Genomic DNA, 15,940 nt, shown 5'->3' with positions numbered 1-15,940 from the left:
GCGGCGAAGCGTCACGCTCCGCCGCGCCCCGCACTCAACGCCGCTTCAGCAGGATCATCTTCTCCTGCGTCATGTCGCGCATGGTGTAGGGGATGCCGCCGGTGCCGTAGCCCGAGACGCGCCGGCCGGCGAAGGGCATCCAGTCGGTGCGGAAGGTCGTGGGGTCGTTGACCATCACGGCCGAGGCATCGAGCCGGTTCGCGGCGCGCAGCGCGACGTCTATGTCCTGCGCGAAGATGCTGGCCTGGAAGGCGACGGGCAGTGAGTTCGCCCGCGCGATGGCCTCGTCGAGCTTGCTGTAGCGATAGATCGCGACGGCCGGGCCGAACACCTCCTCGCTGGAGATGCGGGCTTCCGGCGCCGGGTCGATCAGCACGGCCGGTTCGAGCGTCGTCTCCGACAGGCGCTTGCCGCCGGTCGCGAGCCTAGCGCCGCCCTTCACCGCCTCGTCGATCCAGGCGGCGACGCGATCGGCCTCCTTGGGGATGATCAGCGGGCCGACTTCGGTGTCCTTCAGCGTCGGGTCGCCGGTGCGCAGCTTCTTGACGCGGGCGACGAGCCGCTCGGTGAAGTCATTGACGATGGCTTCATGGACATAGATGCGCTGCGTCGACACGCAGACCTGACCGGCATGGTAGTAGCCGCCCTTCACGATCGGCTCGATGATCGCATCGAGATCGGCGCTCTTGTCGACGATAGCGGGTGCGACGCCGCCATGCTCCAGCGCCGAGCGGGCGCCATGGGCGAGCTTGGAGTGCAGGTACCAGCCGACCTTGGCCGAGCCGATGAAGCTGAGGAACGCGATGCGCGGATCGGTCGCGAGCTTCTCGGCGAGCGCGGTCTCGGTGGGAACGAAGGTCTGGCACCAGGCCTCCGGCAGCCCGGCCTCATGCACCAGCTTGACGAAGTCGATACAGGAGAGCGGCGTCGTGCCAGCCGGCTTGACGATGACCGGGCAGCCCACGGCGATGGCCGGCGCGACCTGGTGGACGATCAGGTTGAGCGGGTGGTTGAAGGCCGAGATCGCCGCGACGATGCCGATCGGCTCCTTGGTGGTGAAGGCCCAGCGGTCGGCGGCGGCGGCCGACAACCCCATCGGGATCTCGCGCCCGGCGAAATTGCGCAGCTCGTCGGCGGCGTTGTGGACGCCGTCGACCGCCCGGTTCGCCTCGACGATCGCATCCGGCAGCGGCTTGCCGCCCTCGCGGGCGATCTGCATGGCGAAATGGTCGCGCTTCGCTTCGAGCAGGCTTGCGAGCTTGCGCAGGATCGCGATGCGCTGATGCGGCTTCAGCCAGTTGTCGCGGTCCTTGAACACATCCTGCGCCGCCTTGAGCTTGCGCTCGAGCGCGGCTTCGTCGTCGGTTTCGATCTCGGTGATCGGGGCGCGGTCATAGGCTTGAACAACCTGAAGCATGGCTCTCTCTTCCGAAAAAGGCGCGGGTCATCCCGGACGCAGCGGAGCGGAGATCCGGGATCCATGCCGGAACATATATCGGAATAGTTCCGGCATGGATCCCGGGTCTCCCTTCGGTCGCCCCGGATGACCCGGCGATGGGCGACGAAGCGGAAGTTCTCGAAGATCGGAGCATTGCTCAGGCCAGATCGACGTCCGGCACCTTGTTGCGTAACTCCTCGACGAGGACGCGGGTGTTCTCGGAATAGTCGATCGGGCAGTCGACGAGATGGACACCGCCGCCCTTGAAGGCGGCTTCCAGCGTCGGCACCAGCGCCTCGGCCGAGGTCACGCGGGAGCCCTTGGCGCCATAGGACTCGGCATAATGCACGAAGTCGGGGTTGCCGAAGGTCATGCCGTAATCGGGGAATTTGTCGACGGCCTGCTTCCAGCGGATCATGCCGTAGGCGCCGTCGTTCAGCACGAGCACGACAAGGTTGAGGCCGAGCCGAACCGCCGTCTCCATCTCCTGCGAGTTCATCATGAAGCCGCCGTCGCCGCAGACGGCCATGACGCGCCGCCGGGGATGCAGCATTGCCGCCATCATCGCCGAGGGCAGGCCGGCCCCCATCGTCGCCAGCGCATTGTCGAGCAGCAGCGTATTGGCGACGTGGGTGCGGTAATTCCGCGCGAACCAGATCTTGTACATGCCGTTGTCGAGGCAGACGATGCCGTCCTCCGGCATCACCGCCCGCACGTCATGGACGAGCCGCTGCGGCGTCACCGGGAAGCGGTCCTCCTCGGCGCGGGCATTGATCTTGGTCAGGACCTTCTGGCGCAGCTCCAGCATCTGCTTCTGCTCGGGCAGCTTGCCCTCGAGCCTGTCGGCCAGCCCGGTGACCGTGGCGCCGATATCGCCGATCACCTCCGCGTCGGGGTGATAGACCTGCTCCACATTGGCCGACTGGTAGCCGATGTGGATCACCTTCGGCCCGCCGGCATTGCGCATCAGGAAGGGCGGCTTCTCCACCGTGTCGTGGCCGACGGCGACGATCAGGTCTGCGAGCGCCACCGCCTCATGGACATAGTCGCCCTCGGAGAGCGCGGCCGTGCCGATATAGAGGTTCGAGCCGCCGGTGACGGCGCCCTTGCCCATCTGGGTGTTGAAGAAGGGCAGGCCGGTGCGGCGCACGAAGGCCGACAGCGGCTCGACCAGGCGCGGCCGGTTGCCCGCGGCGCCGATCATCACCAGCGGCCGCCTGGCGGCGAGGATCATCTCGGCCGCGCGGTCGAGCGGCGCGTCCGGTGCGATCGGCCGGTCGAGCGGGTGGACCGGGATCAGCGGAATGTCTTCGATCTCCTCGGCCGCGACGTCCTCGGGCAGTTCGAGGTGGACCGGGCCCGGCCGCTCCTCCATCGCGACGCGGAAGGCATCGCGCACCACCGAGGGGATGCTGCCGGGGCTGACGATCTGGCGCGTCATCTTGGTGAGCGGGCGCATCGAGGCGATGACGTCGACGATCTGGAAGCGCGCCTGCTTGGCGGTCATGATCGCCTTCTGCCCGGTGATCAGGATCATCGGCATGGCGCCGAGATGGGCATAGGCCGCGCCGGTCGAGAAATTGAGCGCGCCGGGGCCGAGTGTCGCGATGCAGACGCCGGGCTTGCCGGTGAGCCGGCCATGGGTCGCGGCCATGAAGGCGGCGGCCTGCTCGTGCCGCGTCAGAACCAGCTCGATCTTGGATTTGCGCAGGGACTCGACGACGTCGAGATTTTCCTCGCCCGGAACACCGAAGACGCGGTCGACACCTTCGTTCTCAAGCGCTTCGACCAGAAGATCGGAACCCTTCTTCATCGCCCGTCGCCTTTCAGTGGAAGCGGCCTCGCCAGACCGGCAAGGCTAGGCCTTCGACGTAGGAAGGCAACAGGGTATGCGTCAGGGCGCGTGGCGCATGGCGGCCGCGCCTTTGAGGATATTGCTGCTCCTTGCACGGCGGCGATTACTGAAGGGCGCATGTATCGGCTGCCTTCCCGAAATTCACGCGAAAGTGAGGCCAAGCAGGCAGGCAAGAAGATTGGCAATCGGTGCTTGATGATTAGCTAGACCTGACGGGCGACACAGTTCAGGAGGTTGCCATGCTTTCACGCAAGATCGTTGCCGTCGCTGCTGCGCTGCTTCTCCTGGGAGCCGGATCGATGGCCTACGCCGCCGAGCTCGGCGCCGCGAGCATCGTGCGCGAACAGAGCCAGAGCCAGCGGGCTGCTGCGGAGCAGGCCCAGTACATGGCCTATCACAACCACTTCAGGGCCCCGTCCGACCAATACAACCAGTCGGGCGACAACACCGGCGTGCTGCCGCATCACAACTGAGATCTGGCGGTACGCCCGGAGAGGGGCCGCACACAACGGCCCCTTTTTTGCCGCCGTGCCGGCGCCGCACTGGGGGTCAGGCTGCCTGCCGCAACCCGACCAGGAAGGGCGAAAAGGTGACGTTGCCGGCCTGCACCGTGGCCAGCGTGTTGCAGGGCAGGGCCTGCCAGCATTCGCGGGCGGCGTCGACTGGCTCTGAGGCGACGACGACGCTGTCGGGCCGCGGACAGACATAGAGGCTCGGCGGCCTGGCGTCTGAAGACCAGCGGATCGCATGGATCGTTTCGCCGTCGGCGAGCGCGGCGGCGCAGCGCAGCGGCTCGCGGACACCTGTCCGTTCCATCAGGGAGAGCGCGTCGGAGAGGGCGGCGGCAAGCGCTTCGCCCGGTGCCATGCCTTCGGCCATATGGGCAAGGGCGAGCAGGAAGAGGGCTTCGGAATCGGTGGTGCCGGCGCGGGCGCCGTAGAGCGAATCCGGGATCAACGCCTCCAGCTGCCTGCGGATCAGTCCGTAGCCGCCGATCTGGCCATTATGCATGAAGAGATAGCGGCCGTGGACGAAGGGGTGACAGTTGGCCCGCGTCGTCGCGGTGCCTGTCGCGGCCCGGACATGGGCGAAGAACAGATGCGAGCGCACCTGCCGGGCGATCGAGAGCAGGTTCTCGTCGGACCAGGCCGGGCGCACCTCGCGATAATGTCCCGGCTCGGCCCGCTCGCCATACCAGCCGATGCCGAAGCCGTCGCCGTTCGTGCCGGTCTTGGCCTCCTCGGCGTGAAGCGACTGGTGGATCAGCGAATGGCAGGGCGAGGCGACGAAATCCTCGAGAAAGACGGGGACGCCTGAATAGGCGAGGAAGCGACACATCTCGGCCTCGAATCAGCCGGTGGGGAATGATCACGGGGAATATTGTTCCCCGAAGATGAACGTGGACATAACGAATTTTCTCTGCGGGCGCATCCGGGCGGATGCTGCTCGCAATCTGCTGGCGCGAAATGCGAGGGCCGCGCACATCCATCTTTCGTCTAAGGGATGAGAACGACATAGTCTTGCGTGCGGCGCAACGCTCCTATACCGATCCAGCGCGTAAACGGCGCATAATCAATGCCCGGAAAAGCATATCCGGCGCGTAGCGCCTCGACGGGAGCGGGAATGTGAAGGGCCTCCTCGCCATCAGCCGGGTCATCGACGCGGTCAACGGCTTCATCGGCAGGAAAGTCGCCTGGCTTATCCTCGCGGCCGTCATCGTCGCGACAGTCAATGCGATCGTCCGCAAGATCTTCAACGTCTCGTCGAATGCTTGGCTCGAACTGCAATGGATGCTGTTCGGTGCGGTCTTCCTGATGTGCGCGTCATGGACGATGCAGGTGAAGGAGCACATCCGCATCGACATCGTGAACAGCATGCTGCCGAAGCGCGTCCGCCAGTGGATCGAGCTGCTCGGTCACGTGCTGTTCCTGATGCCGTTCTGCCTGCTGATCGTCTACCACTCCTGGCCGTTCTTCCTGCGTTCCTACGCCATCAACGAGCAGTCGCTCTCGGCCGGCGGCCTGCCGCAATGGCCCGCCAAGGGCCTCGTGGTGGTCGGCTTCGTGATGCTGAGTTTCCAGGGCGTCTCAGAGATCATCAAGCAGATCGCGATCATACGCGGAGACCTTGAGGATCAGGAGGCCGCCGCCGGCCATGCGGCCGCGGCCGAGGCGGAAGCCCAGCGCCTGCTCGACCAAGCCAAGGAACAGGGCCTCGCTTCGTGAGCGGCCCGCAAGAAGTCCGGAACGATCCCATGCACGCTCATCGCCTTCCGCGCGTCGCCGGCCTGCTGCTCGCGCTCACCGTCCTCGCCTTCTTCGGCCTCCACACTGGCGACGCCTTCGCGGCGGGCGGCGGCATCGGCGATTTCCTGCGCGTCAACATGGCGCCGGTGATGTTCGCGACGCTCGTCGTCTTCCTGCTGCTCGGCTATCCCGTCGCCTTCGCGCTCGCCGCCAACGGCCTGCTCTTCGCGCTGATCGGCATCGATCTGGGCATGTTCCAGGAGAACTTTCTCCAGGCCCTGCCGGAACGCATCTACGGCACGATGAACAACGACGTGCTGCTGGCGATCCCCTTCTTCACCTTCATGGGCTTGGTCCTCGAGCGCTCCGGCATGGCGGAGGACCTGCTCGACACCATCGGCCAGCTCTTCGGCCCCGTCCGCGGCGGCCTCGCCTATGCGGTGATCTTCGTCGGCGCGCTGCTGGCGGCAACCACCGGCGTCGTCGCGGCTTCCGTGATCTCGATGGGCCTGATCTCGCTGCCGATCATGCTGCGCTACGGCTATGACCGGCGCCTCGCCTCGGGCGTCATCGCGGCATCGGGCACACTGGCGCAGATCATCCCGCCCTCGCTCGTCCTGATCGTGCTCGCCGACCAGCTCGGCCGCTCGGTCGGCGATATGTATGAGGGCGCCTTCATCCCCGGCCTCGTCCTGGCCGGTCTCTACGCGCTCTATGTCTTCCTCGTCACCATCGTCTACCCGCAGCGCGCGCCGGGGCTGCCGCCGGAGGCACAGACGCTGCGCGATGCCGACGGCAAGACGCGGCGCTTCTCGCTGCTGGTCGTGACGATCATCGCCTTCGCCCTGTCCTATGCCTACATGAAGCTGTTCACGAAGGTGACGGCGGGTTCGGACTTCGTCGTGCTCACCATGTCGCTGATGGTGGGGGTCTCCTTCGTCATCGCGCTGATCAACAAGTTCCTGAAGCTCAACCTGCTGTCGCGGATGACCGAGCAGGTCATCTTCGTGATGGTGCCGCCGCTGGCGCTGATCTTCCTGGTGCTCGGCACGATCTTCATCGGCGTCGCCACGCCGACGGAAGGCGGCGCGATGGGTGCTGCCGGCGCGATCCTGCTCGCGTGGGGCAAGAAGCGGATGACCTTCGAGCTGCTCCGGCAGGCGACGGAATCGACCGCCAAGCTCTCGGCCTTCGTGCTCTTCATCCTGGTCGGCGCGCGGGTGTTCTCGCTGACCTTCTATGGCGTCAACGGCCATCTCTGGGTCGAGCACCTGCTGGTCGGCCTGCCCGGTGGCGCGACGGGCTTCCTGATCGTCGTCAACGTGATGGTCTTCCTGCTCGCCTTCTTCCTCGACTTCTTCGAGCTCGCCTTCATCATCGTGCCGTTGCTCGGACCGGCGGCGGACAAGCTCGGGATCGACCTGATCTGGTTCGGCGTCATCCTCGGCGTGAACATGCAGACCTCGTTCATGCACCCGCCCTTCGGCTTCGCGCTGTTCTTCCTGCGCTCGGTCGCGCCGAAGAACCCCTACAAGGATCGCGTCACCGGCAAGATGATGGCGCCCGTCACCACCGGCCAGATCTATTGGGGCGCGGTGCCCTTCGTGGTGATCCAGTGCATCATGGTCGCGCTCGTCGTGCTCTTCCCGCAGATGGTGATGCACTACAAGGCATCGGCCGTGCAGCTCGACCAGAAGGCGATCGACAAGCAGTTCGACTCGATCCAGATCCCGGGCCTGGGCGGGCCGGGCCTGCCCGGCGGATTCGACCTGAATGCGCCGCCGGTCATCGAGGCGCCGAAGCCCTGACGGCCGGTCTCTGAGATGATGCGGCGCGGGGGAGCATTGATCGCGGCGGTGCCGGCCATTCTGGCCGCTGGCCCGGCGCTGGCCGCCGGCGATATCGGCGGGGCAACGATGGGTGCCGGCTGGGCTTTGCCCTTCGCCGGCATGCTGCTCTCGATCGCGCTGGGTCCGGTGGTGTTCCCGCATCTCTGGGAGCGCCACTACGGCAAGTTCGCCGCCTTCTGGGCCGTGCTCACCTTGGCTCCGCTGGTGCTTCTCCGAGGGCTCGACCCGGCGCTCGCTGCGCTGCTTCACACGGCGCTGCTCGACTACATCCCTTTCATCATCCTGCTCTTCGCGCTCTTCACCATCGCCGGCGGCATCCTGATCAGCGGCAACCTGCGCGGTACGCCTCTGACCAACACCACCCTGCTGGCGATCGGCACGGTGCTCGCAAGCTTCGTCGGCACGACCGGCGCCTCGATCATCATGATCCGCCCGGTCCTGCGGGCGAATGACGACCGGCGCTTCAACGTCCATGTCGTCGTCTTCTTCATCTTCCTGGTCTCGAATATCGGCGGCTCGCTGACGCCGCTTGGCGACCCGCCGCTCTTCCTCGGCTTCCTGCGCGGCGTCGACTTCTTCTGGACCACGACGCATCTGCTGCCCGAGACAGGCTTTGCCGTCATCGCCCTGCTGGCGCTGTTCTATGCATTCGACAGCCTCCTCTTCCGCAAGGAGAAGGGCTACCCGACGCTCAAGGACCCGACGCCGGACCGCGCCATCAAGCTCTGGGGCAAGGTCAACATCCTGCTGCTGGCGGGCGTGATCGGCGCGATCCTGATGTCGGCGAACTGGAAGCCGGGCACCGCCTTCACCGTGCACGGCGTCGCCGTCGAAGGGCAGAACCTGCTGCGCGACCTCATTCTGCTCGCCCTCGCCGGGCTCTCGCTCAAGCTCACGCCTGGCCCCGTCCGTGCCGGCAACGAATTCTCCTGGGGGCCGATCAAGGAGGTCGCCAAACTCTTCGCCGGTATCTTCATCTGCATCATCCCGGTTCTGGCGATGCTGCAGGCGGGGCGGGAGGGCGCCTTCGCGCCGCTGGTCGCGCTGGTCTCCAACACCGACGGCAGCGCCAACACGACCGCCTATTTCTGGCTGACCGGCGCGCTCTCCTCCTTCCTCGACAACGCGCCGACCTATCTCGTCTTCTTCGAGCTCGCGGGCGGTGACCCCAAGGCACTGATGACGAACGGCGCGTCGGCGCTGGCCGCGATCTCGGCGGGCGCGGTCTTCATGGGGGCGAACAGCTATATCGGCAACGCACCGAACTTCATGGTCTATGCCATCGCCAAGGACCGGAAGGTCGCGATGCCCAGCTTCTTCGGCTACATGCTCTGGTCGGGCGCGATCTTGATCCCGCTCTTCGTGGTGCTGACCTTCCTGTTCTTCAGGTAGGAGCGCCGAGCCGATCCGTCATGGTCGGCCCTGTGCCGACCGTCCACGTCTTCGTCGATACAGAGCGGTGTTCAAGACGTGGATGCTCGCCACAAGGGCGAGCATGACGCTGAGAGCTTCAGGGCAGGGGGGAGGCCGGCCCGCGGCCTCGTGCCCGGCGATGACGCGCAGCCTCACGGCCGTCCGGTCGGAACGCCTTCCCTGATCTTTGCGGAGAAATCCGGGTCGTCGAGCGAGAGCGTGCGAGCGCGGTCGCCGATGCGGGCGAGCCGGACCAGTTCGTCCAGCGGGATGTCCTGCCGGATCGCGCCGATCTGCTGCAGATAGCCCGGCAGATAGCCGGAGAGCAGCACGCGCGGATCGAGCGGCAGTGAGAACTTCCAGCCCGGCGCGACGCTGCCGACGAGGTGGTAGACCACCGTGGTGCAGTTGGTCGTCAGCGTGTTGTACCAGCGCGGCCTGGCGGCGAGATCGTTGACGTCGGCGATATAGGCGAGCAGCAGGTCGCGGGCCTGGCTGGCGGAGGCGCTGAGGCGGAAGAGCCTGGCATCCTCGCGCCGCGCATGGGTGCGCAGTCCGACGATGTCGCGCTCGTCGGCGGCGACATAGGCCATTTCGTAGCTGCGGAAGAAGCCGGCCAGGGCCGACCATTCCTCGCCCTTCTCGCGCCGAACCTCGATCGAGAAGGTCAGCGGCACCGAATCCGAGAAGGTGAAGCTGACCAGGAGATGCGCGATCGCCTCCCCCGACCAATAGGTCAGGAAGACGTCGGCGCCACTGATCGCCGCGAGGTTGTATCGGCGCGTTTCCCAGCGCTGGTCGTAATCCTCCTCCGTGCGCCAACGGAAATGGCGCAGGTTGGAGACGGTGAGCACGTCGCCCTCGCGGGCGATCGTCGGCAGCCTAGCGAGCTCGGGAATCCAGTCGCGATCATGCGAGGGCTGGAAGCTGCTCCACCAGGAGAGCAGGCCGACGAAGACCATAGCGAAGCCGAGCGGCAGGCGCGCGTCGCTCGTCCAGACGCCGATGAGGCCCGCCAATGCAGCGATGCCGAAGCCGATCGCGCCGACGATCGCGATCGCGCCCGTGAGCCGGAACAGCAGGAAGCCCGTGCCCCACGTTGCGGCGCCGAGAATGACGAGGGTCAGGAGAAGCTTCAGCACAATCGAAAAGAGGCGGCCCATGGCCGCCTCTCGTAACCGATTTCTCGATCCGTCCCAAACGCAGTCATCACGCATCGGCGCGGCCAAGGCCGCTTGTCGGGGATGACAGGCGATGCAACGCCGGAAATTCTCAGGCCGCGAGCGAGTTCGTCGGGGCCGCCGCCTTCACGGCGTCGTCGACATGGGCCTCGAACTTGGCGAAGTTCTTGGCGAACATGCCGACGAGATCATTCGCGGTCTCGGCGAAGGCGGCTTTGTCGGCCCAGGTCTTCACCGGATAGAGGATGTGCGGCTCGACGCCGGGCACCGAGCTCGGCACCGCGAAGCCGAAATAGGGATCGCGGCGGAAATCGGCGCGGTTGAGCGAACCGTCGAGCGCAGCCGAGAGCAGGCGGCGGGTGACGCGGATCGGCATGCGCCGGCCGGTGCCGTATTTGCCGCCGGTCCAGCCGGTGTTCACCAGCCAGCAGTCGACATGGTGCTTGGCGATGAAGTCGCGCAGCAGGTTGGCGTATTCCGAAGGGTGGCGCGGCAGGAAGGGCGAGCCGAAGCAGGTGGAGAACTCGGGCTCGACGCCGGTCAGGCCGCGCTCCGTGCCAGCGACCTTGGCGGTGTAGCCGGAGAGGAAGTGGTACATCGCCTCTGCCGGGGTCAGCTTGGCGATCGGCGGCATCACGCCGAAGGCGTCCGCCGTCAGCATCACGATGTTCTTCGGGATGCCGGCGCGGCCGGTGCGCGAGGCGTTGGGGATGAAATCGAGCGGATAGGCCGAGCGGGTGTTCTCGGTCTTCGACTGGTCGTCGAAATCGACCTCCCGCGTCAGCGGCTCCATGACGATGTTCTCGAGCACCGTGCCGAAGCGCAGCGATGCCGCGTGGATCATCGGCTCGGCCTCGGCCGAGAGGCGGATCGTCTTGGCGTAGCAGCCGCCCTCGAAGTTGAAGATGCCTTCCTTCGACCAGCCATGCTCGTCGTCGCCGATCAGCGTGCGCTCGGGATCGGCCGAGAGGGTGGTCTTGCCGGTGCCGGAGAGGCCGAAGAAGATCGCGGAATCGTCCTTGGGGCCGACATTGGCCGAGCAGTGCATCGGCACGACGCCCTTGGTCGGCAGAACGTAGTTCAGATAGGTGAAGACCGACTTCTTCATCTCGCCGGCATAGGCCGAGCCGCCGATCAGCACGATCTTGCGGGTGAAGTCGATGGCGACGACGGTCTCGCTGCGGCAGCCATGGCGCGCCGGATCGGCACGGAAGCTCGGCAGGTCTACGATCGTCATCTCAGGCGCATAGCCGTCGATCTCGTCGCGCGGCGGGCGGATCAGCAGGTTGCGGATGAACAGCGAGTGCCAGGCCATCTCGGTGTAGACGCGGGCACGGACGCGGTGAACCGGGTCGGCGCCGCCATAGAGATCCTGCGCGAAGAGCTCCTTGCCTTCGGCATGGGCCAGGAAGTCGCCGAGCAGCGTCTCGAAATGCTCAGGCGACATCGCCTGGTTGTTGTCCCACCAGACCGTATTCTCGGTCAGAGCGTCGCGCACCGTGAACTTGTCCTTGGGCGAGCGGCCGGTGTGGGTGCCGGTATCGGCGCAGAGCGCGCCACCGCGCGCCAGCTGGGATTCGCCGCGGCGCAGCGACTCTTCGTAAAGCTGCGGCGCTTCCAGGTTCCAGCGCACGGCCTTGAGCTTGCGGAAGCTGAAGGCCTCGGCACCATGGGCGGCGTTGAACTGACCGATATTGTCCACTGAATTCCTCCGGAGGCTGGTCCCTGCCAGGGCAGCCTGTTGTCGAAACACATACGCACGGGCCGGTCGAAAGGTCCGGGCGTCGAGGCAAGGCACTTGGGCCACGCCCGGTCTTTACGGCCATGATCGCTCGGGCTCAAGTCATTGGAAATGCCCGGTCTCTTCGCGGCTTTCGCTAAATCGATTGAAATGCGGTTGTGGTGAATCGGAGGACGGTGCCTTCGGAGCCTTGCCGGCCGCGGCTGCTGTCCAACGGGTCAGGCGGACTGCGCGCGCGCCTTTCCGGCGAGCTCGGCGAGGGTTCGGCGCAACGCCGCAGGGCCGTCCACGGAGGCAGGGAAGGGCAGACGCAGCGCGGCGCTGCCGAGCGTCATGTCGAGCCCGTCGGGGTCGAGGCCGATCGCTCTCCAGTCACCCGCCTTGGCGCCGAGAAGCCGTGTCGCATAAAGGCCGAGCGCATCGGCATGGTCGGTGTTCATGTGTTCCACCGCCCCATCCTCGACATCGGCGAGGGCGGCGGCATGGGCCGGGTCGCTCATCAGATCGGCCGGCGTCGGTGCGAAGGCGCGCGCGAAGCCGCCATTGAGGCTGGCCCCCTCGATCGTCAGCGCGAAGAAGCCGAAATCGGGGAAGTCGGCATAGAGCGCGGATTTCGGCTGGCGTGCCAGATAGCGGCGGCGGATGCGCAGGCCTTCCTCCGTCTCGCGCTCGATCTTGCGGGCGCGGACCTTGAGCGTGATGCGCGCATGAGCGAGCGGATCGCCCTTGCCGCCGGGCGAGATCAGGAGCGAAGCGCGAGGATCGGCGATCAGGTTCGCCGTATGAGCGGCCAGGCCCGAGATCAGGATGATCGGCGTGCCGTTGATGTCGGTGGCGAGCCCGACCAGGCTGGCCGAGGGATGGCCATCGGGCCCAAGCGTGGCAAAAGCCGCCGAGCGGGCGCCGCGCAGCAATCCCTTGGCCTCTGTGCGTACGGCATCGTCCATCGGCTGGATCACGTCTTTGGGGTCCTTGGCCATGGAACCTCTCTCCGATTTCAGGCTTGTGATACGGGGACATAGGCAAATCGCCACGGCCCGGCTAGATTGCCGCCACGCTTTGGCCTCTCTCCCGCGAGAGGGGAACCCGTTTATTGCAACGAGACCAAGAGACGAAAGCCTTATGCCAACGATTGCGCTGGTCGATGACGACCGCAACATCCTGACGTCGGTTTCGATTGCTCTCGAAGCAGAGGGCTATCGCATCATGACCTATACGGACGGTGCCTCGGCCCTCGACGGGTTGAAGCAGAACCCGCCCGATCTCGCGATCTTCGACATCAAGATGCCGCGCATGGACGGCATGGAGCTGCTGCGCCGCCTGCGCCAGAAGTCCGATCTGCCGGTCATCTTCCTGACCTCGAAGGACGAAGAGATCGACGAGCTCTTCGGCCTCAAGATGGGCGCGGACGACTTCATCCGGAAGCCGTTCTCGCAGCGGCTGCTGGTCGAGCGCGTCAAGGCGATCCTGCGCCGCGCCGGAACCAAGGACGTCACGGCCACCGCCCGTGCCGAGGACGCCAAGGCCCTGGAGCGGGGCCTGCTGCGCATGGATCCCGAGCGCCATACCTGCACCTGGAAGGGCGAGCCGGTGACGCTCACCGTCACCGAGTTCCTGATCCTGCAGTCGCTGGCCCAGCGGCCGGGTGTGGTGAAAAGCCGCAATGCGCTGATGGACGCCGCCTATGACGACGAGGTCTATGTCGATGACCGCACCATCGACAGCCACATCAAGCGCCTGCGCAAGAAGTTCAATCAGGTCGATCCCGAGTTCGACATGATCGAGACGCTCTACGGCGTGGGCTATCGTTTCAAGGAAGTCTGAGGCAGGAAGGCGGGACGCGCCGCCTCCGGCGCACCCATCGTCTCCTGAGCGGAAAGTCAGCCGCAAGCCATGGCAACCGTCGACAACCAGGCCCGGCCGTCAAAGCCAGCCGCCGGCTGGCGCGGGGCGTTGCGCCGCCGTGTCGGCCTCGTCTGGCGGCGGATGGGTCGCGCCATCTCGGCACGCGCTGCCTCGAGCCTGACGCGGCGCATCCTCGTCCTCAACCTCGGCGGCCTCGTGGCGCTGCTGCTCGGCTTCCTCTACCTCAACCAGTTCCGCGAGGGTCTGATCGAGGCCCGCGTGCAGAGCCTGCTCACTCAAGGCGAGATCATCGCCGGCGCGATCGCCTCTTCCGCCACGGTCGAGATCGATACGATCACCATCGATCCCGACAAGCTGCTGCAGCTCCAGGCCGGAGAGAGCGCGGGCATCGCCGAGGATCCGCTCGACTTCTCGATCAACCCCGAAAAGGTCGCGCCGCTGCTGCGCCGGCTGGTGACGCCGACCAAGACCCGCGCGCGGGTCTACGACAAGGACGGCCTGCTCACCCTCGACTCGCGCAGCCTCTATTCGCGCGGCGACGTGCTGCGCCTCGACCTGCCGCGCGTCGGTGAGCCCGACGAGCCGCCGCTCCTGGAGCGCACCTGGAACATGCTGCGCAATCGGCTCGGCAAGGCCGACGTGCCGACCTATGATGATTTCGAGAACGCCAACGGCAAGTCCTATCCCGAAGTTGCCCGCGCCCTCAGCGGCTCGCCGGCGAGCGTGGTGCGTGTCAACACGCGGGGACAGACCATCGTCTCCGTCGCGGTGCCGGTGCAGCGTTTCCGCACCGTGAAGGGCGCGCTGCTGCTCTCGACGCAGGGCGGCGACATCGATGCCGTCATCGCCGCCGAGCGTTTCGCCATCTTCCAGGTTTTCGCCGTCGCGGCCGGCGTGATGATCGTGCTGTCGGTCCTGCTGGCCGGCACCATCGCCGAGCCGATCCGCAAGCTCGCGGATGCCGCGCAGCGCGTGCGCAAGGGCGTGAAATCGCGCGAGCAGATCCCGGATTTCAGCAGCCGGCACGACGAGATCGGCCATCTCTCCGGCACGCTGCGCGACATGACCAAGGCTCTCTACAGCCGCATCGAGGCGATCGAGAGCTTCGCGGCCGACGTCGCGCATGAGCTCAAGAACCCGCTGACGTCGCTGCGCAGCGCCGTCGAGACCTTGCCTCGCGCCAAGACCGAGGATTCGCGCTCGCGTCTGCTCGCGGTGATCCAGCACGATGTGCGTCGTCTCGACCGTCTGATTTCGGACATCTCGGACGCCTCGCGCCTCGATGCCGAACTCGCGCGCAACGATTCTGCGCCGGTCGATATCGGGCGGGTTCTGGAAGCTGTCGTGACGATCCAGAACGAGACCCGCCGGGAGGGCCAGGCCATGATCGAACTGGTGGCCGACCGTCGCAGCCAGCGCGCCGGCAACGATGCTTTCCTCGTGCTCGGCCACGACTCCCGGCTCGGCCAGGTCATGGTCAACCTCATCGACAACGCCCGCTCCTTCTCGCCGCCGGACAAGCCGGTGCGCGTCATGCTCTCGCGCGTCGCCAACGACGTGCTGGTCACCGTCGAGGACGAGGGGCCGGGCATCGAGCCGCATGCGCTGGAGCGGATCTTCGAGCGCTTCTACACCGACCGTCCCAATGAGGGCTTCGGCCAGAATTCGGGCCTCGGCCTCTCGATCTCGCGCCAGATCGTCGAGGCGCATCGCGGCTCGATCCGGGCCGAGAACCGGCTGGGACCTGTCGGACCGGACGGCGAAGCCTGCCGGATCGGCGCTCGCTTCATCGTCTGTCTGCCGGCGGCGTACTCGCATGCCGCCTGAGCCGAACGCAAAAACGAGCGAGCGCATCCACGCCACCGCGATAGCGATCGGCGAGGCAGGCATCCTGCTGCGCGGCGCCTCCGGCAGCGGCAAGTCATCCCTCGCGCTGGCCCTTGTCGGCCTCGCCGAGCGCTCCGGTCGCTTCGCTCGACTGGTCGCCGACGATCGCGTCGCCTTGACGGCTGCTGGCGGTCGTCTGCTGGCCCGGCCGGTCGCGCCGCTGGAAGGGGTTGTCGAGCGACGTGGCCTAGGCCTCACGCCCCAACCCTTCACCGGGGCCGCCGTCGTCCGTCTGCTCGTCGATCTGATCGGCGAAGAGCCGGCCCGGATGCCTGAGCCCGAGGAATTGGTCGATAATCTTGCGGGGCTGGACCTGCCGCGCCTGCGGATATTCGGCCGCGTCGGCGACGAACGGCTCGTCCTGACCGCCCTCGACTTATTCACAGAGCCCGAGTTGTAACCACGATTTTGACAAGTTTAACGGCTGACACCTTGCGATTGTCTCGCACCTGCCGCATAAACC

General features: G+C 66.3%; 13 protein-coding genes. 7 read left to right on the top strand and 6 right to left on the bottom strand.

The window, feature by feature from the left end:
• Positions 1-34: 34 nt before the first annotated feature.
• Together AB4Z10_RS24865 and AB4Z10_RS24860 are read right to left on the bottom strand one after the other, a co-directional pair.
• Positions 35-1,417, bottom strand: a complete 1,383-nt coding sequence (locus AB4Z10_RS24865) for an aldehyde dehydrogenase family protein (RefSeq protein WP_441473085.1) — start codon at positions 1,415-1,417, stop codon at positions 35-37.
• 178 nt (positions 1,418-1,595) lie between these two features.
• Positions 1,596-3,251, bottom strand: a complete 1,656-nt coding sequence (locus AB4Z10_RS24860; protein ID WP_441473084.1) for an acetolactate synthase large subunit — start codon at positions 3,249-3,251, stop codon at positions 1,596-1,598.
• Positions 3,252-3,532: 281 nt separating this feature from the next.
• Between AB4Z10_RS24860 and AB4Z10_RS24855 the strand changes: the two genes are divergently transcribed.
• The gene (locus AB4Z10_RS24855) at positions 3,533-3,766 is read left to right on the top strand and encodes a hypothetical protein (protein ID WP_441473083.1); all 234 of its coding nucleotides are present in this window, start codon (positions 3,533-3,535) and stop codon (positions 3,764-3,766) included.
• Between the two features lie 76 nt (positions 3,767-3,842).
• On the opposite strand, the gene AB4Z10_RS24850 is transcribed toward AB4Z10_RS24855, so the two are convergent.
• Complete coding sequence (locus tag AB4Z10_RS24850) at positions 3,843-4,631, bottom strand: class II glutamine amidotransferase (protein ID WP_441473082.1); 789 nt, start codon at positions 4,629-4,631, stop codon at positions 3,843-3,845.
• Positions 4,632-4,918: 287 nt separating this feature from the next.
• Here AB4Z10_RS24850 and AB4Z10_RS24845 point away from each other — a divergent pair, with 287 nt between their 5' ends.
• The 3 genes from AB4Z10_RS24845 (at position 4,919) to AB4Z10_RS24835 (ending at position 8,781) form a co-directional block, all read left to right on the top strand.
• Positions 4,919-5,518 carry a TRAP transporter small permease subunit gene (locus tag AB4Z10_RS24845; RefSeq protein ID WP_441473081.1) on the top strand — a complete coding sequence of 200 codons (600 nt, stop codon included), beginning with the start codon at positions 4,919-4,921 and terminating at the stop codon, positions 5,516-5,518.
• A 158-nt stretch (positions 5,519-5,676) separates the two neighbouring features.
• The gene (locus tag AB4Z10_RS24840) at positions 5,677-7,347 is read left to right on the top strand and encodes a TRAP transporter large permease (protein ID WP_441473128.1); all 1,671 of its coding nucleotides are present in this window, start codon (positions 5,677-5,679) and stop codon (positions 7,345-7,347) included.
• A 15-nt stretch (positions 7,348-7,362) separates the two neighbouring features.
• Positions 7,363-8,781, top strand: coding sequence for a sodium:proton antiporter (locus tag AB4Z10_RS24835; protein WP_441473080.1), 1,419 nt, complete (start codon positions 7,363-7,365; stop codon positions 8,779-8,781).
• A gap of 173 nt (positions 8,782-8,954) precedes the next feature.
• On the opposite strand, the gene AB4Z10_RS24830 is transcribed toward AB4Z10_RS24835, so the two are convergent.
• From AB4Z10_RS24830 to AB4Z10_RS24820, 3 genes are all read right to left on the bottom strand, one after another.
• Entirely contained in the window at positions 8,955-9,965 is a 1,011-nt protein-coding gene (locus tag AB4Z10_RS24830; RefSeq protein WP_441473079.1) for an Lnb N-terminal periplasmic domain-containing protein, read from the bottom strand.
• Positions 9,966-10,074: 109 nt separating this feature from the next.
• Positions 10,075-11,685, bottom strand: a complete 1,611-nt coding sequence (locus AB4Z10_RS24825) for a phosphoenolpyruvate carboxykinase (RefSeq protein WP_441473078.1) — start codon at positions 11,683-11,685, stop codon at positions 10,075-10,077.
• 257 nt (positions 11,686-11,942) lie between these two features.
• Entirely contained in the window at positions 11,943-12,704 is a 762-nt protein-coding gene (locus AB4Z10_RS24820) for a HugZ family pyridoxamine 5'-phosphate oxidase (RefSeq protein ID WP_441473077.1), read from the bottom strand.
• A 142-nt stretch (positions 12,705-12,846) separates the two neighbouring features.
• Between AB4Z10_RS24820 and AB4Z10_RS24815 the strand changes: the two genes are divergently transcribed.
• The 3 genes from AB4Z10_RS24815 to AB4Z10_RS24805 all read left to right on the top strand — a co-directional run bounded on the left by AB4Z10_RS24815 (position 12,847) and on the right by AB4Z10_RS24805 (position 15,877).
• Entirely contained in the window at positions 12,847-13,548 is a 702-nt protein-coding gene (locus AB4Z10_RS24815; RefSeq protein ID WP_441473076.1) for a response regulator transcription factor, read from the top strand.
• Between the two features lie 69 nt (positions 13,549-13,617).
• Positions 13,618-15,417, top strand: coding sequence for a stimulus-sensing domain-containing protein (locus AB4Z10_RS24810; protein ID WP_441473075.1), 1,800 nt, complete (start codon positions 13,618-13,620; stop codon positions 15,415-15,417).
• Positions 15,407-15,877 carry an HPr kinase/phosphorylase gene (locus tag AB4Z10_RS24805; protein ID WP_441473074.1) on the top strand — a complete coding sequence of 157 codons (471 nt, stop codon included), beginning with the start codon at positions 15,407-15,409 and terminating at the stop codon, positions 15,875-15,877. The genes AB4Z10_RS24810 and AB4Z10_RS24805 overlap by 11 nt, the downstream gene beginning before the upstream one ends.
• Positions 15,878-15,940 lie beyond the last annotated feature (63 nt).

This window comes from Allobosea sp. RAF48, from assembly GCF_052114025.1.
Classification (GTDB): Bacteria; Pseudomonadota; Alphaproteobacteria; order Rhizobiales; family Beijerinckiaceae; genus Allobosea.
The sequence above is the reverse complement of the archived record's forward strand: the minus strand, read 5'-3'. Positions and strand labels throughout refer to the sequence as shown.